Raw genomic sequence first — 16,793 nt, 5'->3', positions numbered from 1 at the left:
TAGCCGAGCCCCATGTCCGAGCCACGCAAGATCCTCGTCACCAGCGCCCTGCCCTATGCCAATGGTTCCATCCATCTTGGCCATATGCTTGAGTACATCCAGACCGATATGTGGGTGCGCTTCCAGAAGCATCGCGGCAATCAATGCATCTATGTCTGCGCGGACGACGCCCACGGTTCGGCCATCATGTTGCGCGCCGAAAAGGAAGGCATCACCCCGGAACAACTGATCGCCAACGTGCAGGCTGAACACAGCGCCGACTTTGCCGAGTTCCTGGTGGATTTCGACAATTTCCACTCGACCCACTCCGAGGAAAACCGCGAGTTGTCGAGCCAGATCTACCTGCGTCTAAAGGAAGCTGGGCACATCGACCAGCGTTCGGTGACCCAGTATTTCGACCCGGAAAAGAAAATGTTCCTGGCCGACCGCTTCATCAAGGGCACCTGCCCGAAATGCGGCACCGAAGACCAGTACGGCGACAACTGCGAAAAATGCGGTGCGACCTACGCGCCGACTGAGTTGAAGAATCCGAAGTCGGCGATCTCCGGCGCTACCCCGGTGCTCAAGGACTCCCAGCACTTCTTCTTCAAGCTGCCGGACTTCCAGCAGATGCTGCAAGCCTGGACCCGCAGCGGCACCCTGCAGGACGCCGTGGCCAACAAGCTCGCCGAATGGCTCGACAGCGGCCTGCAACAGTGGGACATCTCCCGCGATGCGCCGTACTTCGGCTTCGAGATTCCGGGCGAACCTGGCAAATATTTCTATGTGTGGTTGGATGCGCCAATCGGCTACATGGCCAGCTTCAAGAACCTGTGCGATCGCACGCCGGAGCTGGACTTCGATGCGTTCTGGAACAAGGATTCCACCGCCGAGCTGTACCACTTCATCGGCAAGGACATCGTCAACTTCCACGCCCTGTTCTGGCCGGCGATGCTCGAAGGCTCGGGCTACCGCAAGCCGACCGGCATCGCAGTGCACGGCTACTTGACCGTCAACGGCCAGAAAATGTCCAAGTCCCGTGGCACCTTTATCAAGGCGCGCACCTACCTGGACCACCTGTCGCCGGAATACCTGCGCTACTACTACGCCTCCAAGCTGGGCCGTGGCGTCGATGACCTGGACCTGAACCTGGAAGACTTCGTACAGAAGGTCAACTCGGACCTGGTGGGTAAAGTCGTTAACATCGCCAGCCGTTGCGCCGGGTTTATCCACAAGGGTAACGCCGGCCTGCTGGTGGCCGAAAATGCCGCGCCGGAACTGACCGACGCGTTCCTGGCCGCTGCGCCAAGCATCGCCGATGCCTACGAGGCGCGCGACTTTGCACGCGCCATGCGTGAAATCATGGGCCTGGCAGACCGCGCCAACGCCTGGATCGCCGACAAGGCACCGTGGTCGCTGAACAAGCAGGAAGGCAAGCAGGCGCAAGTCCAGGCGATCTGCGCCACGGGCGTCAACCTGTTCCGTCAGTTGGTGATCTTCCTCAAGCCAGTGCTGCCGTTGTTGGCCACCGACGCGGAAGCGTTCCTTAACGTCGCGCCGCTGACCTGGAATGACCACGCCACCCTGCTCAGCAACCATCAGCTGAACGAGTTCAAGCCGCTGATGACCCGTATTGACCCGGTGAAAGTCCAGGCCATGACCGATGCTTCGAAAGAAGACCTGGTCGCCAGCCAGACCGACACGGGCGAATCGGCACCTGCCGGTAACGGTGAGTTGGCCAAGGACCCGCTGTCGCCGGAAATCGAGTTCGACGCGTTCGCTGCGGTGGACCTGCGTGTGGCGCTGATTATCAAGGCCGAAGCCGTAGAAGGTGCCGACAAGCTGCTGCGCCTGACACTGGACATCGGTGACGAGCAACGCAACGTGTTCTCGGGCATCAAGAGCGCCTACCCGGACCCGTCCAAGCTCGATGGCCGCCTGACCATGATGATCGCCAACCTCAAGCCACGGAAAATGAAGTTCGGAATCTCCGAAGGCATGGTGATGGCAGCCGGCCCTGGCGGCGAAGAGATCTACCTGTTGAGCCCTGACAGCGGCGCGAAGCCGGGTCAACGCATCAAGTAAGCCCGCAAAACAGCCCTGTCGTTTCGGCGACAGGGCTTTTCAGCTAGTCCCCCCTTCTCGCTTGTCGGATAATCAGGCTCTGTTTGTTTAACCGGCATGCCAATGATCACTGCATGAACCTCATTCAACGTATCGACGCACTGTTGCCGCAGACCCAATGCGGCAAGTGCGGGCACCCGGGCTGCAAGCCTTACGCCGAGGGCATTGCTCAAGGCGAGGCAATCAATAAGTGCCCGCCCGGTGGGCAGGAAACCATTGCCGGGCTCGCGCAGTTACTAAGCGTTCCCGTGGTGGAACTGGACACCACGCGTGGCGAGGCCCCTGCGCAAATTGCCTATATCCGTGAGGCTGAGTGCATCGGCTGCACCAAATGTATCCAGGCGTGCCCGGTGGATGCGATTGTCGGTGCCGCCAAACTGATGCATACCGTGATCATTGATGAATGCACCGGCTGTGACCTGTGTGTGGCGCCCTGCCCCGTCGATTGCATCGAGATGCGCCCGCTGGCAACCGTGCTGCCCATCGTGGGCGGCCTGGCCAGCACTGATCACGAGCGTCATGAGCGTGGCCTCAAGCGTGATCGCGCTCGGCGTCGATTTGAACAACGCAACGCACGCCTGCACCGCGAAGAGGAACTCAAGCTCGCTGAGCGCCTGGCCCGCGCCAAGCGCTCAGCGCCCGTCGACGCGCCTGCGGAAAATACCCATCAAGCGGATAATGATGCGGCGATCAAGAAAGCCAAGATCGGCGTTGCAATGAGCCGTGCGCAGTTGCTCAAGTCCTTGAAGGCATTCGGTCATCCGCCGACCTTTGAACAGCAATCGCAGCTGATCGTCCTGCAACACCAATTCGAAGTCGCAGAGCAAGCGCTCGCGGCACTGCAAGCAAGTAGCCCACCACCCGCACCGCCAGCCAAAGACCCTGAGCTCAAGCGCGCAAAAATCCAACTGGCCTTGCGCCGCGCCGAACTGAAAAAGGCCCAGGAGCAGAATGCGGACCCACAGCAACTGGCAACGTTGAGCGCTGCGCTGGCCGCTGCTGATCAGGCCCTGCACACCGCCGAAGCGATCTCCGAACAACCTCTGCCGGATTTACAGCGCCTACAAAAGCGGCCCATCGACAGCCAACTGCGCCAACTAAAAACAGCCCTGGCCTACGCCCGTGCCGATCTCAGCAAGCTACAACGCCAGCCAGAAGCCAGCATGGATGAACTTAACGCAGCTCAACACAAGCTTGAAGAAGCACAGCGCCAAGTAGATGCCCATGGTGGTGGGTAACCAGTAGCTTGTAACGTGCCACTGACGACACCATATTGATAGCGTCCGGGTTTATCCTGCTCCCGCTCTGACCTTCCGCTGACCGCCTGCAAGGAATCATCAGCCCCATGAACGCCGCAAAACGCCTGGAAATTTTCCGCAGGCTTCACGAAGACAATCCCGAACCCAAGACTGAACTGGCCTACTCCTCGCCGTTCGAGTTGCTGATTGCGGTGATTCTGTCGGCCCAGTCCACGGACGTTGGTGTGAACAAGGCCACGGCCAAACTGTATCCGGTAGCCAATACACCTGAAGCCATCTATGCCCTCGGCGTGGAAGGCTTGTCCGAATACATCAAGACCATCGGTTTGTATAACAGCAAGGCCAAGAACGTTATCGAGACCTGCCGCCTGCTGGTGGAACTGCATGGAAGTGAAGTACCGCAAACCCGCGAAGCACTGGAGGCCCTGCCGGGTGTGGGACGCAAGACTGCCAACGTGGTTCTCAATACTGCGTTCCGCCAACTGACGATGGCCGTGGACACTCATATCTTTCGGGTTAGCAATCGCACCGGCATTGCCCGCGGGAAGAACGTGGTGGAAGTGGAAAAGCAGCTGATGAAATTTGTACCCAAGCCGTATCTGCTCGACTCCCATCACTGGCTGATCCTTCACGGACGCTACGTTTGCCAGGCACGCAAGCCGCGTTGCGGGAGCTGTCGCATCGAAGACCTGTGCGAATTCAAGGAAAAGACTTCCGACGATTGAAGGATCATTGGTTTTCTCGATCAGCCGATTGAAAAAATCTTTTTTACCCTTTCATGGATTATCGTTATAAGGAGCGCCAACGGCAGTCTTAGCCCGGAGTGAACCTTATGAGCACTGGCAAAGAACAACTGGAAGTGGAAGACGAGCTCGTTGAGTCGGATGACGATGGAGCAGAAGCACCTGTGGCAGAGGTGGCCAAGACCAATCTGAGCAAACGCCGCACTATCGATAATCTTCTGGAAGAGCGACGCTTGCAAAAACAACTGGCCGATTACGACTTCGACCTCTGAGCGAGCAGTCGACGACCGGAAGCCTCCCTGACGGAGGCTTTTTTTCGCCGGTGGCCCAGGCTAAAACGCGTTGCAACTCCCCAGCTATACCAGGCCGTTACGCTGAGCCAGCTCGATCAGGTCCACCAGTGAGCGAGCGTTGAGCTTGAGCAGCAGGCGCGTTTTATAGGTGCTGACTGTCTTGTTGCTGAGAAACATGCCATCTGCGATTTCCTTGTTGGTCTTGCCCCGGGCCAGTTGCTGCAACACCATCATCTCCCGGCCCGACAGACGCTCGACCATATCGGCCTCGCTGGCATTACCCATTGTGGAACGCACCGAATTGAGCGCCTGGTTCGGGAAATAGCTGTAGCCCGACAGAACCGCCTTGATGGCGCTCAACAACTCCGTCAAGTCCTGCTGCTTGCACACGTAGCCCGCTGCCCCCGCCTGCATGCAGCGCATGGAAAAATGGCCAGGAGCCTGAGATGTCAGCACCAGCACCTTGAAAGGCGTCGGCTGTTTGGTGGAAGACAGCCGGCAAATAACTTCCAGGCCATCGAGTTTAGGAATTCCAATATCCAGAATGACAATGTCCGGCATATGCTCCCGCGCAAGTTGCAAGGCATCGACACCGTTATCAGTCTCGGCAACGACCTCATAACCATGGCGTTCCATTAGCATACGCACAGCAAGACGAATGACGGGATGATCATCCACGATCAGCACTTTATTCATGAGAAAGTCCAATTTCGCTGTTCGAATTATTTAGAGCAAGCACAATAGCCTAGTCGTTTCCTAGTTGGCATAGCATTACACCCTGAGCAACAGCAGGCAGAGACCCAACCCACAACGATAAAGGAAATGCCCTACAAAAAAACGCAAACTTAGATGTATCCAGTTTTATGGAGCCTTTCAGACCTTTCCCGGGCCATACATATTTAGAGCCAAATTTCCAAGAGATCTGGGGGCAGCGGTAAACGTGCCGCACACGACTTTCAGGAAATGCCCCTTGCCTAGCTATTAAGGGCAAGGAAGCAAGCCGAAAAAATTCTGCTGTTTCGGTTCCATTAAACATATTTTCTTACACCCTTATTTCCTACAGAATTTTCGGCAACTTACAGAGTCGCCGCACTTTAATGAGTGAAATTTCTGTAAGACTAGTTCCCAATCAGATGTAAAACTTTCATTCACAGCCTCAAAACACCCCCACCGATAATTCCGCACGTTTAAAACAATCAAACTACATCTGTACGTACGTTTAAAAACATAAACATGAGTATCTCTTAAAATCCACAGGCAAAAAAAATGGCCCCTTAACAGGGGCCATTTTCCACAACAGGCAAAACACTCAGAACAACGAGCGACCTTTGTTTGCAGCAATGCGCATGCGCAATGCGTTCAACTTGATAAAGCCTGCCGCGTCCGCCTGGTTGTAGGCGCCGCCATCTTCTTCGAAGGTGGCGATATTGGCGTCGAACAGTGACTCGTCGGATTTACGACCGGTCACGATCACGTTGCCCTTGTACAGTTTCAGGCGCACGACGCCGTTCACGTGGACCTGGGAGGCGTCGATCATCTGTTGCAGCATCAGACGCTCAGGGCTCCACCAGTAGCCGGTGTAGATCAGGCTGGCGTACTTGGGCATCAACTCGTCTTTGAGGTGAGCCACTTCGCGGTCCAGGGTGATCGATTCGATCGCGCGGTGAGCGCGCAGCATGATGGTGCCGCCTGGGGTTTCGTAGCAGCCACGGGACTTCATGCCCACGTAACGGTTTTCGACGATGTCGAGGCGGCCGATGCCGTGTTCGCCACCGATACGGTTCAGGGTCGCCAGTACAGTGGCTGGGGTCATCTCGACACCGTCCAGCGCGACGATGTCGCCGTTGCGGTAGGTCAGTTCCAGGTACTGCGGCTTGTCAGGAGCGTTCTCCGGGGAGACGGTCCATTTCCACATGTCTTCTTCGTGCTCGGTCCAGGTGTCTTCCAGCACGCCGCCTTCATAGGAGATATGCAGCAGGTTGGCGTCCATCGAGTAAGGGGACTTCTTCTTGCCGTGACGCTCGATCGGGATTGCGTGCTTTTCAGCGTAATCCATCAGCTTTTCACGGGACAGCAGGTCCCATTCACGCCAAGGGGCAATCACTTTCACACCTGGCTTGAGGGCGTAGGCGCCCAGTTCGAAACGCACCTGGTCGTTGCCTTTGCCGGTGGCGCCATGGGAAATGGCGTCAGCGCCGGTTTCGTTGGCGATTTCAATCAGGCGTTTGGCGATCAGCGGGCGTGCGATGGAGGTACCCAGCAGGTACTCGCCTTCGTAGACAGTGTTGGCGCGAAACATCGGGAAAACGAAATCGCGGACGAACTCTTCGCGCAGGTCGTCAATGTAGATCTCTTTCACGCCCATGGCTTGCGCCTTGGCACGTGCAGGTTCGACCTCTTCGCCCTGACCCAGGTCAGCGGTGAAGGTCACCACTTCACAGTTATAAGTATCCTGCAGCCACTTGAGGATCACCGAAGTGTCCAGGCCGCCGGAATACGCGAGAACGACCTTGTTTACGTCGGCCATGCCATCACTCCACGGGGTTGTACGGAAAGCCGTCGATTCTACCGACCAAAACCGTGAAATTACAGGGGCGCGACAGCAAATGAAGATAAAGCGACAGATTATGTCGAGCGGGCGACCGATGGTCGCACCTTACGAGGTGGCGGCCGGGTTGTTCGATGCGGCGGCCTGGGGCGCCGGTTTCTCAGGGGTTGCCACCCGTTCCAGCTGAATATTGACCCGCCGGTTGCGCGCACGATTGGCCGCATTGGTGTTAGGCGCCAGTGGATAGCTTTCACCGTGGAAACGCAGGGTGATCTGCGATTCCTGAATGCCGTTGCCCTTGAAGTAATCCATCACCGCGAGCGCGCGGCGACGTGACACGTCGCGGTTGGTCAGGCGGTTACCACTGTTGTCCGAGTGGCCATTGAGCTCGATATGGTTAACCGTGGGATCGGCTTTCATATAGGCCAGAATCACCGACAGCTTCTTCTTGGCCGCGGCATCCAGCTCGATGCCACCACCAGGAAACCCGACCTCGGTCTGTTTGACCTGATCGTAATTCATCGGCAGCAGCTTAGTAGTACACAGCTGATAGTCGTTGTAGGCCTTGTTGAACTTGACCGGCAACAGGCGGATTTCCGAGTAGCCGCCTTCTCGTCCGTAATGCCGCACAGTAGGGCTGCGTCCTTCCAACAGGCCATTGAACAGGCGACCAGCCTGCACCTGGGAACTGTTGAACAACACATCGCCACTGCCAGCACGTACGGCGCCGAGATTGATATCGCCTCGCCCTGGCTGCCAAGGTGCAGCGGCAGCCAACAGCGTTGCGGAACCGGCGCCCAGAGAGCCGTTATAGGCTTTCAGACGAAATGTTGCCTGCTCGCCGGCCCTGCGCACGAACTCACCCGAGCCGAAATCGGTAATCGGCTGGGTCAGGCGGCACTCGAACTGGTCACCTTCTACCTTCCACTCAATATTCTCCAGGCGCGTCTGGAACGTGAGGGCCATCGCAGGCAGGCTGGCGAACACACTGAGCAGGGCTAGATATTGCTGGCGCACGGGAGGCTCCACTGGTTTCTACAACACTTCAAAGCGTCATACATCGATAAGGCATACAAAAGGCTATCGGATGCATCCTGCAAAACTTGATAGCGAGTGCCTGCAAGAGTCTTTTCCGGTAGCATTCCCACCAGATTGACCCGCCTGGAATCCCCAATGTCCGACCGCCTGACCCTGCTGCGTCCCGACGACTGGCATATTCATCTTCGCGATGGTGCTGCGTTGCCCCAAACCGTGGCCGATGTTGCGCGCACGTTTGGCCGCGCCATCATCATGCCTAACCTGGTACCACCGGTGCGTAACGCCGCTGAAGCCGACGCCTATCGCCAGCGTATCCTCGCTGCGCGGCCGGCCGGCAGCCGCTTCGAACCGTTGATGGTGCTCTACCTCACCGACCGCACCCAGCCCGAAGAAATTCGTGAAGCCAAGGCCAGCGGTTACGTGCACGCCGCCAAGCTGTACCCGGCAGGCGCGACCACCAACTCCGATTCCGGCGTGACCAGTATCGACAAGATACTGCCGGCCATTGAAGCCATGGCCGAAGTCGGCATGCCACTGCTGATCCACGGTGAAGTCACCCGTGGCGACGTGGACGTGTTCGACCGCGAGAAGATCTTCATCGACGAGCATATGCGTCGTGTAGTCGAGCTGTTCCCGACTCTCAAGGTGGTGTTCGAACACATCACCACGGCCGACGCCGTGCAGTTCGTCACCGAGGCTTCGGCCAATGTCGGTGCGACCATCACCGCTCATCACCTGCTGTACAACCGCAACCACATGCTGGTGGGCGGGATTCGGCCGCACTTCTATTGCCTGCCGATCCTCAAGCGCAACACCCACCAGGTGGCTCTGCTGGATGCTGCCACCAGCGGCAATCCGAAGTTCTTCCTCGGTACCGACTCGGCGCCGCACGCCCAGCATGCCAAGGAAGCGGCATGCGGTTGTGCCGGTTGCTACACCGCCTACGCGGCGATCGAGCTGTACGCCGAAGCGTTCGAACAACGTAACGCCCTGGACAAGCTCGAAGGTTTCGCCAGCCTCAACGGCCCGCGTTTCTACGGCCTGCCGGCGAATACCGACCGCATCACCCTGGTTCGTGAAGACTGGACCGCCCCTGCCAGCCTGCCGTTCGGCGAGCTGACTGTCATCCCGCTGCGCGCCGGTGAAACACTGCGCTGGCGCCTGCTGGAGGAAAGCAAGTGAGTGAAGACCATTACGACGACGAACACGAGCACAGTGGTGGCGGTTCCCGCCATCCGATGGCCGAGCGGTTTCGCGGCTATCTGCCGGTTGTCATCGACGTAGAAACCGGTGGTTTTAATTGCGCCACCGACGCACTGCTGGAAATCGCCGCAACCACCATCGGCATGGATGAACAGGGTTTTGTGTTCCCGGAGCACACCCACTTCTTCCGTGTTGAACCGTTTGAAGGTGCCAACATCGAAGCGGCAGCGCTGGAGTTCACCGGGATCAAGCTTGATCACCCATTGCGTATGGCGGTGAGTGAAGAAGCGGCACTGACGGATATCTTCCGTGGCGTACGCAAGGCGTTGAAGGCCAATGGCTGCAAACGCGCGATCCTGGTGGGCCACAACAGCAGCTTCGACCTGGGCTTCCTGAATGCCGCCGTGGCGCGCCTGGACATGAAACGCAACCCGTTTCACCCGTTCTCCAGCTTCGACACCGCCACCCTCGCAGGCCTGGCGTATGGCCAGACGGTACTGGCCAAGGCCTGCCAAGCGGCGGGGATAGACTTTGATGGCCGTGAGGCCCACTCGGCTCGCTACGACACCGAAAAGACGGCCGAGTTGTTCTGCGGCATCGTCAACCGCTGGAAAGACATGGGCGGCTGGGAAGACTTCAACGACTGAGATCGTTTCCCGCACATAAAAAAACCGGCCTTCTCAGGCCGGTTTTTTTGTACCGCGATTCTGGCTTACAGCTTGCCAGCGTTCTCGGTCAGGTAAGCCGCAACGCCTTCTGGCGAAGCGTTCATGCCTTTGTCGCCTTTTTTCCAGTTGGCCGGGCAAACTTCGCCGTGCTCTTCGTGGAATTGCAGGGCGTCGACCAGGCGGATCAGCTCTTCCATGTTACGGCCCAGTGGCAGGTCGTTAACGATCTGGGAGCGAACAACGCCTTTGTCGTCGATCAGGAATGCGCCACGGAACGCCACGCCGCCTTCGGACTCAACGTCGTAGGCCTTGGCGATGTCGTGTTTCAGGTCGGCAGCCATGGTGTATTTGACTTTGCCGATGCCGCCATCATTGATGGCAGTGTTGCGCCAGGCGTTGTGGGTGAAATGGGAGTCGATGGAAACGGCAACCACTTCAACGTTACGCGCCTTGAAATCGTCCATGCGGTGGTCCAGGGCGATCAGCTCCGAAGGGCAGACGAAGGTGAAGTCCAGCGGGTAGAAGAACACCAGGCCGTATTTGCCTTTGATGGCTTCAGACAGTTTGAAACTGTCTACGATTTCGCCATTGCCGAGGACGGCAGGTACGTCGAAATCCGGGGCTTGTTTGCCGACGAGTACGCTCATTGGGTATCTCCTGATGTAGGGGTGACGATTGAAGTAAAAGGACCGCTTCCAAGTCTGCCGTGTATAAGCGACAGCCCTGTGACGCGGTCACGCTTCGTGAAGACCGACCATCATACACTGAAAAAACCGTTCGTCAGTGAGGGCGCGGTGCCAGCAAATACCCTGCGATTCTACTTTGACAATCATTCTCGTTAACATTAAGATCCATCGCACTTAAGCCTTAAACCCGCGATGGTTCTCCCTTATGTATGTGTGCCTCTGTACTGGCGTCACCGACGGACAAATCCGCGAAGCAATCTATGAAGGTTGCTGCAGCTACAAGGAAGTGCGTGAAACCACCGGCGTTGCCAGCCAGTGCGGTAAATGTGCTTGCCTCGCCAAGCAAGTGGTACGGGAAACTCTGACGCAGCTGCAAACAGCCCAGGCCGCGATCCCCTATTCAGCAGAATTTACACACGCTTAATGTGGCGTGTTTTAAAGAACCGGACTTAGTGTCCGGTTTTTTTATGCCCACAATTCAATTAGTTAGCGTCAAGACGCGGAACACAAACATTCTTATTCCGATTAATTTTCATTTATTATTCAATAACTTAGGTTTGACACTAAGGTTTTCGCCGCTCAAACTCCGCCCTATACACAGCTATTACAGGGCAGGACCCCAGTCATGAAAGGCGACATCTCAGTCATCCAGCAACTCAACAAAATCCTTGCCAATGAACTGGTCGCGATCAATCAGTACTTTCTGCATGCGCGCATGTACGACGATTGGGGCCTGGAAAAGCTGGGCAAGCGTGAATACAAAGAATCCATCAAGGCCATGAAGGACGCCGACGCGCTGATCAAGCGCATCCTGTTCCTGGAAGGCCTGCCAAACGTACAGGACCTGGGCAAGCTGAACATCGGCGAGCACACCCAGGAAATGATCAGCAGCGACCTGAAGTTCGAGCAGAAAAGCCACAGCGACCTCAAGGCCGCCATTGCTCACGCCGAGACCAAGGGTGACTTCGGCAGCCGTGAACTGCTGGAAGACATTCTGGAAGACCAGGAGGAACACATCGACTGGCTGGAAACCCAATTGGGTCTGATCGACAAAGTCAGCCTGGAAAACTACCTGCAATCGCAGATGGGCGAATAACGCCCCCGCACGCAGGCATAAAAAACCCCCGCTCTCTTTCGAGAAGCGGGGCTTTTTATTGCAAACGGATCAAGCGTCAGTCTTGGCTGCCGCGTTTGCCGCTGCTTCTTTGATCAGCGTTTGCAGCGAGCCATCAGCCGCCATCTCAACGATGATGTCGCTACCGCCGACCAGTTCACCGGCCACCCACAGTTGTGGGAAGGTTGGCCAGTTGGCGTACTTCGGCAGGTTGGCGCGGATTTCAGGGTTTTGCAGGATATCCACGTAAGCGAATTTCTCGCCGCACGCCATGATGGCCTGGGAAGCCTTCGCGGAGAAACCGCACTGAGGAGCGTTAGGTGCGCCCTTCATGTAAAGCAGAATGGTGTTGTTGGCAATCTGCTCTTTGATCGTTTCGATGATATCCATGGAACACCTCGGCTGGAACTTTGCGACTCACAGGTCGGCACGGTGGCGCATTGTAACGCAAAATTCCAGCGTGGTGCTCAGGCCGCTGCTACCTGAACGGGAACGCCATTCAGCGCAGCGTTGCCCGATAACTCGTCCAACTGCCGTTCGTCGGTCAAGTCATTGGCGCTCGCCCCGGGCTGGCCGCTGGCAATCGTCATCTGTACACCTGGGCGCCCATGCCCCCAACCATGGGGCAGGCTGACCACTCCGGGCATCATGTCCAGGCTGGCCACCACTTCCACCTCGATCATGCCGATGCGCGAACTCACCCGCACACGCTGGCCGTCACTCAACTGCCGGCTCGCCAGGTCATTGGGATGCATCAGCAATTGGTGCCGTGGCTTGCCCTTCACCAGCCGATGATAGTTATGCATCCAGGAATTATTGCTGCGCACATGCCGACGCCCTATCAGCAGCAGCTCGTCAGCCGCAGGCACCGGTTGTGCGGCAAACCGCGCCAGGTCGGCGAGGATCACTGCAGGCGCAGCCTGCACCTTGCCATCAGCGGTTTTCAGGCGCCCGGCGAGGTTGGCCTTGAGCGGCCCCAAGTCCACGCCATGGGGATGATCCGCCAACATCGCTACCGACAGCTTATGCTCGGACGCGTCGCCGTAAAACCCGGCGCGCAACCCAAAGTCGATCATCTGCGCGGGTGCCATGGTCGGTTTGAGCACCGCGCCGGTCTGCGCAGCAAACGCCTGGGCCAGGCCGACGAATATCTCCCAGTCATGCAGCGCGCCTTCCGGTTTGGGCAGGATCGCGCGATTGAAGCGCGTGACATTACGCACCGCGAACATATTGAAGGTGGTGTCGTAGTGGTCGTTCTCCAATGCAGACGTGGACGGCAGGATCAGGTCGGCATACCGCGTGGTCTCGTTGATATACAGGTCGACGCTGACCATGAACTCCAAGCCATCCAGCGCCTGCTCCAACTGCCGGCCGTTAGGCGTCGATAACACCGGATTGCCCGCCACCGTCACCAACGCGCGGATTTGTCCTTCGCCCTCAGTCAGCATTTCCTCCGCCAACGCCGACACGGGCAGCTCGCCACCGTATTCCGGACGCCCGGAAACCCGACTCTGCCAGCGATTGAAATGCCCGCCGCCAGTGGACGCAACCAGGTCGACTGCCGGCGTAGTGCACAGTGCCCCGCCAACACGGTCCAGGTTGCCGGTAACCAGGTTGATCAGTTGCACAAGCCAATGGCACAACGTGCCAAACGCCTGGGTCGACACCCCCATGCGCCCGTAACACACGGCCTTGTCGGCTGCCGCAAAGTCCCGCGCCAACTGGCGGATCTGCTCGGCGGGCACGGCACACTGCGCGCTCATCGCGTCGGCGGTAAACCCGGCAATGGCTCGCCGAACGTCCTCCAGGCCTTCAACCGGCAGGTGACTGTCGCGAGTCAGCTGCTCGGTAAACAACGTATTGAGCACCCCGAACAGCAGCGCCGCATCACCACCGGGACGCACGAACAGGTGCTGGTCAGCCATCGCCGCGGTCTCGCTGCGCCGGGGGTCGACCACCACCACTTTTCCGCCCCGCGCCTGGATAGCTTTTAGGCGCTTCTCCACATCGGGCACGGTCATGATGCTGCCGTTGGACGCCAGTGGATTGCCACCCAGGATCAGCATGAAGTCGGTGTGGTCGATGTCCGGAATTGGCAACAGCAAGCCATGGCCGTACATCAAGTGGCTGGTGAGGTGATGGGGCAACTGGTCCACCGAGGTAGCGGAGAAGCGATTGCGCGTCTTGAGTTGGCCCAGGAAGTAGTTGCTGTGGGTCATCAGCCCATAATTGTGCACGCTGGGGTTGCCCTGATACACCGCCACCGCGTTCTGCCCATGACGGGTCTGAATGCCCGCCAGCCGTTCGGCTACTAACGCGAAAGCGTCTTCCCACGGGATCGGCTGCCATTCGCTGCCCACCCGCAACATGGGTTGGTGCAGGCGGTCCGGGTCGTTCTGGATATCCTGCAGCGCCACAGCCTTGGGGCAGATATGCCCACGGCTGAAGGTATCTAACGCATCCCCCTTGATTGACGTGATCGCCAAACTGCCGTCGTCGGCTTGTGTGGTTTCCAGGGTCAGGCCGCAGATGGCTTCACACAGATGGCAGGCACGGTGGTGGAGAGTCTTGGTCATGGCCAGTCTCTTTATCAGGGCTTTGAGCTCACTATGGGCCTCGACCTGGGCAGGCACCACTAACGTTCGCCCCGTGAATCGCAGGGCATCAGGCCGGACCATGGCTAAGCATGAGCAAATGTTTCAGAAACCTCCCACACTGTCGTTGAAACCGACACAACCTGGCTCAGGCCCGCCTCAGCGGATTGCAAAAGGTCGTGACGCCAGTGTACAAATGGCCCGCTGCTGTCTGGAAATCGTCTTCAAAAGCGCTCTCGCGCCCTTCTTGAACACCCTTAAAAACCGTAGCCCTATTGGTAAGACGCGACATTTAATTATAAGATCGCGCCTTCCCCTATTTCGTCGCCCCGTGCGGCTTTCGCCGCAGGTCTCGCCCGTTGTCACAATAAACAAGGCTTTGAGTATCTGCGGTCTGTTGCAAAAAGGTAGTTAATGATGAGCGCAAGGCACTTTCTCTCCCTGATGGATTGCACGCCCGAAGAGCTGGTCAGCGTGATCCGTCGAGGCATTGAGCTTAAAGACCTGCGTAACCGCGGCGTATTGTTCGAGCCTTTGAAAAACCGTGTACTCGGGATGATTTTCGAGAAGTCGTCGACCCGTACCCGTGTGTCGTTCGAAGCCGGCATGATCCAACTGGGTGGCCAAGCCATCTTCCTGTCGTCGCGCGACACCCAACTGGGCCGTGGCGAGACGATTGCCGACAGCGCCATCGTCATGTCGAGCATGCTCGATGCGGTGATGATCCGCACGTTTGCCCACAGCACCGTGACCGAATTTTCCGCCAACTCCCGTGTGCCGGTGATTAACGGCCTGTCCGATGACCTGCACCCGTGCCAGTTGCTGGCCGACATGCAAACCTTCCTTGAGCACCGTGGCTCGATCCAGGGCAAGACCGTGGCCTGGATCGGCGATGGCAACAACATGTGCAACAGCTATATAGAAGCGGCGATCCAGTTCGACTTCAAATTGCGCGTTGCCTGCCCGGAAGGCTACGAGCCGGATGCGCGCTTCCTCGAGCAAGCCGGTGACCGCGTGACCCTGGTGCGTGACCCGCGTGACGCGGTGACGGGTGCACACCTGGTGAGCACCGACGTCTGGACCTCCATGGGCCAGGAAGACGAAACCGCCAAACGCCTGGCCCTGTTCGCCCCGTATCAGGTGAACCGCGCCCTGCTCGACCTGGCCGCACCGGACGTGCTGTTCATGCACTGCCTGCCGGCGCACCGTGGCGAAGAAATCAGCCTCGACCTGCTAGACGACCCGCGCTCGGTCGCCTGGGACCAGGCCGAGAACCGCCTGCACGCGCAAAAGGCGCTGCTCGAATTCCTCGTTGCACCGTCGTATCACCACGCATGAGCCAGCCATTACTGCTGAACCTGCGCAATCTGGCATGCGGCTATCAAGATCAACGGGTGGTGCAGAACCTCAATCTGCACCTCAACGCTGGCGACATCGGGTGCCTGTTGGGCTCCTCTGGGTGCGGCAAGACCACCACCCTGCGCGCGATTGCCGGTTTTGAGCCGGTACACGAAGGCGAAATCAGCCTGGCAGGCGAAGTGATCTCAAGTGCCGGTTTCACCCTCGCGCCGGAGAAACGTCGTATCGGCATGGTGTTCCAGGACTACGCGCTGTTTCCCCACCTGAGCGTGGCCGACAACATCGCCTTCGGCATTCGCAAGCACCCGCAAAAAGACCGCGTGGTGGCCGAGTTGCTGGAGCTGGTCAACCTGAAGAACCTGGGCAAACGCTTCCCGCACGAGCTTTCCGGCGGCCAGCAACAACGCGTCGCCCTCGCCCGTGCACTGGCGCCTGAGCCGCAACTGCTGTTGCTGGACGAACCCTTCTCCAACCTTGATGGCGAACTGCGGCGCAAGCTCAGCCACGAGGTGCGCGACATTCTCAAGGCGCGCGGTACCAGTGCAATCCTGGTTACCCACGACCAGGAAGAAGCGTTCGCGGTGAGTGATCAGGTCGGCGTGTTCAAGGAAGGCCGCCTGGAGCAATGGGACACGCCCTACAACCTGTACCACGAACCGCAAACGCCTTACGTCGCGAGCTTTATCGGCCAGGGTTATTTCATCCGAGGTCAGTTGAGTTCGCCTGAGTCCGTCAGTACCGAATTGGGTGACCTGCGCGGCAATCGCGCCTACACCTGGCCGACCGGTGGAGCCGTAGATGTGCTGCTGCGTCCGGATGACATCGTCTATGCGCCCGATAGCGCACTGAAGGCGCGGATCGTCGGCAAGACGTTCCTGGGTGCGTCGACGTTATACCGCCTGCAATTGCCGACGGGCGCGCAGCTGGAATCGATTTTCCCAAGCCATGCAGACCATCAGGTCGGTGCAGACGTGGGGATTCGGGTGGCAGCTGAGCATCTGGTGTTGTTCCAGGCCTCGGGCAGTGTGGCAGCGCAGATTCCGCAGTCCGATTCGGGCGTGCGGCGCTACAGTCCAGCCCACTGAAAAAACCGGATCAAAAATGTGGGAGCGGGCTTGCCCGCGAATGCAGTGGATCAGCCAGTAAATCTGTGACTGACACACCGTGTTCGCGAGCAAGCCCGCT

16 protein-coding genes are annotated in these 16,793 nt (G+C 58.2%); 10 read left to right on the top strand and 6 right to left on the bottom strand.

Annotated features, from left to right (window positions below; genetic code table 11):
• The first annotated feature begins 12 nt into the window (after positions 1-12).
• The 4 genes from metG (at position 13) to HF257_RS10660 (ending at position 4,377) form a co-directional block, all read left to right on the top strand.
• On the top strand, positions 13-2,064 hold the full coding sequence (gene metG, locus HF257_RS10675; protein ID WP_185707576.1) for a methionine--tRNA ligase: 2,052 nt from the start codon (positions 13-15) through the stop codon (positions 2,062-2,064).
• Positions 2,065-2,177: 113 nt separating this feature from the next.
• On the top strand, positions 2,178-3,341 hold the full coding sequence (gene rsxB / locus HF257_RS10670) for an electron transport complex subunit RsxB (RefSeq protein ID WP_185707579.1): 1,164 nt from the start codon (positions 2,178-2,180) through the stop codon (positions 3,339-3,341).
• 107 nt (positions 3,342-3,448) lie between these two features.
• Complete coding sequence (gene nth, locus HF257_RS10665; RefSeq protein WP_185707582.1) at positions 3,449-4,087, top strand: endonuclease III; 639 nt, start codon at positions 3,449-3,451, stop codon at positions 4,085-4,087.
• 107 nt (positions 4,088-4,194) lie between these two features.
• Positions 4,195-4,377: a PA3496 family putative envelope integrity protein gene (locus HF257_RS10660; RefSeq protein WP_185707584.1), complete on the top strand. Its 183-nt coding sequence runs from the start codon at positions 4,195-4,197 to the stop codon at positions 4,375-4,377.
• 84 nt (positions 4,378-4,461) lie between these two features.
• Here the strand turns inward: HF257_RS10660 and HF257_RS10655 are convergent, their stop codons facing one another.
• From HF257_RS10655 to HF257_RS10645, 3 genes are all read right to left on the bottom strand, one after another.
• Positions 4,462-5,094, bottom strand: coding sequence for a response regulator transcription factor (locus HF257_RS10655; protein WP_094064811.1), 633 nt, complete (start codon positions 5,092-5,094; stop codon positions 4,462-4,464).
• A 613-nt stretch (positions 5,095-5,707) separates the two neighbouring features.
• Complete coding sequence (locus HF257_RS10650) at positions 5,708-6,925, bottom strand: argininosuccinate synthase (RefSeq protein ID WP_010212738.1); 1,218 nt, start codon at positions 6,923-6,925, stop codon at positions 5,708-5,710.
• A 129-nt stretch (positions 6,926-7,054) separates the two neighbouring features.
• The gene (locus HF257_RS10645; RefSeq protein WP_185707586.1) at positions 7,055-7,963 is read right to left on the bottom strand and encodes a flagellar protein MotY; all 909 of its coding nucleotides are present in this window, start codon (positions 7,961-7,963) and stop codon (positions 7,055-7,057) included.
• Between the two features lie 156 nt (positions 7,964-8,119).
• On the opposite strand from HF257_RS10645, the gene pyrC reads away from it, so the two are divergent.
• Together pyrC and rnt are read left to right on the top strand one after the other, a co-directional pair.
• Positions 8,120-9,166 (top strand): dihydroorotase, encoded by a 1,047-nt coding sequence (gene pyrC / locus HF257_RS10640; protein ID WP_032891786.1) that lies wholly within the window; start codon positions 8,120-8,122, stop codon positions 9,164-9,166.
• Positions 9,163-9,834: a ribonuclease T gene (gene rnt, locus HF257_RS10635; protein WP_010212742.1), complete on the top strand. Its 672-nt coding sequence runs from the start codon at positions 9,163-9,165 to the stop codon at positions 9,832-9,834. The genes pyrC and rnt overlap by 4 nt, the downstream gene beginning before the upstream one ends.
• A gap of 65 nt (positions 9,835-9,899) precedes the next feature.
• On the opposite strand, the gene HF257_RS10630 is transcribed toward rnt, so the two are convergent.
• On the bottom strand, positions 9,900-10,502 hold the full coding sequence (locus tag HF257_RS10630; protein WP_185707588.1) for a peroxiredoxin: 603 nt from the start codon (positions 10,500-10,502) through the stop codon (positions 9,900-9,902).
• 244 nt (positions 10,503-10,746) lie between these two features.
• Here HF257_RS10630 and HF257_RS10625 point away from each other — a divergent pair, with 244 nt between their 5' ends.
• Together HF257_RS10625 and bfr are read left to right on the top strand one after the other, a co-directional pair.
• Positions 10,747-10,965, top strand: a complete 219-nt coding sequence (locus HF257_RS10625; RefSeq protein ID WP_003208706.1) for a bacterioferritin-associated ferredoxin — start codon at positions 10,747-10,749, stop codon at positions 10,963-10,965.
• A 201-nt stretch (positions 10,966-11,166) separates the two neighbouring features.
• A complete protein-coding gene (gene bfr / locus HF257_RS10620) occupies positions 11,167-11,637 on the top strand; it encodes a bacterioferritin (protein WP_185707590.1) in 471 nt (156 codons plus the stop codon).
• A 69-nt stretch (positions 11,638-11,706) separates the two neighbouring features.
• On the opposite strand, the gene grxD is transcribed toward bfr, so the two are convergent.
• Both grxD and HF257_RS10610 read right to left on the bottom strand, forming a co-directional pair.
• Positions 11,707-12,045 carry a Grx4 family monothiol glutaredoxin gene (grxD, locus tag HF257_RS10615; RefSeq protein ID WP_016970749.1) on the bottom strand — a complete coding sequence of 113 codons (339 nt, stop codon included), beginning with the start codon at positions 12,043-12,045 and terminating at the stop codon, positions 11,707-11,709.
• A gap of 77 nt (positions 12,046-12,122) precedes the next feature.
• Positions 12,123-14,231 (bottom strand): molybdopterin oxidoreductase family protein, encoded by a 2,109-nt coding sequence (locus HF257_RS10610; protein ID WP_185707592.1) that lies wholly within the window; start codon positions 14,229-14,231, stop codon positions 12,123-12,125.
• Between the two features lie 435 nt (positions 14,232-14,666).
• Between HF257_RS10610 and argF the strand changes: the two genes are divergently transcribed.
• Together argF and HF257_RS10600 are read left to right on the top strand one after the other, a co-directional pair.
• Positions 14,667-15,587, top strand: coding sequence for an ornithine carbamoyltransferase (gene argF, locus HF257_RS10605; RefSeq protein WP_185707594.1), 921 nt, complete (start codon positions 14,667-14,669; stop codon positions 15,585-15,587).
• Positions 15,584-16,693 (top strand): ABC transporter ATP-binding protein, encoded by a 1,110-nt coding sequence (locus HF257_RS10600; protein WP_185707596.1) that lies wholly within the window; start codon positions 15,584-15,586, stop codon positions 16,691-16,693. The genes argF and HF257_RS10600 overlap by 4 nt, the downstream gene beginning before the upstream one ends.
• The last annotated feature ends 100 nt before the right edge of the window (positions 16,694-16,793 follow it).

It is taken from the genome of Pseudomonas cremoris (assembly GCF_014230465.1).
Note: the sequence above shows the minus strand (reverse complement) of the source record. Positions and strands in the feature narration are given on the sequence as shown.

Coding starts and splice junctions, on each gene's coding strand:
- metG (WP_185707576.1), top strand. CDS start 13: ATGTCCGAGCCACGCAAGATCCTCGTCACCAGCGCCCTGCCCTATGCC.
- rsxB (WP_185707579.1), top strand. CDS start 2,178: ATGAACCTCATTCAACGTATCGACGCACTGTTGCCGCAGACCCAATGC.
- nth (WP_185707582.1), top strand. CDS start 3,449: ATGAACGCCGCAAAACGCCTGGAAATTTTCCGCAGGCTTCACGAAGAC.
- HF257_RS10660 (WP_185707584.1), top strand. CDS start 4,195: ATGAGCACTGGCAAAGAACAACTGGAAGTGGAAGACGAGCTCGTTGAG.
- HF257_RS10655 (WP_094064811.1), bottom strand. CDS start 5,094: ATGAATAAAGTGCTGATCGTGGATGATCATCCCGTCATTCGTCTTGCT.
- HF257_RS10650 (WP_010212738.1), bottom strand. CDS start 6,925: ATGGCCGACGTAAACAAGGTCGTTCTCGCGTATTCCGGCGGCCTGGAC.
- pyrC (WP_032891786.1), top strand. CDS start 8,120: ATGTCCGACCGCCTGACCCTGCTGCGTCCCGACGACTGGCATATTCAT.
- HF257_RS10630 (WP_185707588.1), bottom strand. CDS start 10,502: ATGAGCGTACTCGTCGGCAAACAAGCCCCGGATTTCGACGTACCTGCC.
- HF257_RS10625 (WP_003208706.1), top strand. CDS start 10,747: ATGTATGTGTGCCTCTGTACTGGCGTCACCGACGGACAAATCCGCGAA.
- bfr (WP_185707590.1), top strand. CDS start 11,167: ATGAAAGGCGACATCTCAGTCATCCAGCAACTCAACAAAATCCTTGCC.
- grxD (WP_016970749.1), bottom strand. CDS start 12,045: ATGGATATCATCGAAACGATCAAAGAGCAGATTGCCAACAACACCATT.
- HF257_RS10610 (WP_185707592.1), bottom strand. CDS start 14,231: ATGACCAAGACTCTCCACCACCGTGCCTGCCATCTGTGTGAAGCCATC.
- argF (WP_185707594.1), top strand. CDS start 14,667: ATGAGCGCAAGGCACTTTCTCTCCCTGATGGATTGCACGCCCGAAGAG.
- HF257_RS10600 (WP_185707596.1), top strand. CDS start 15,584: ATGAGCCAGCCATTACTGCTGAACCTGCGCAATCTGGCATGCGGCTAT.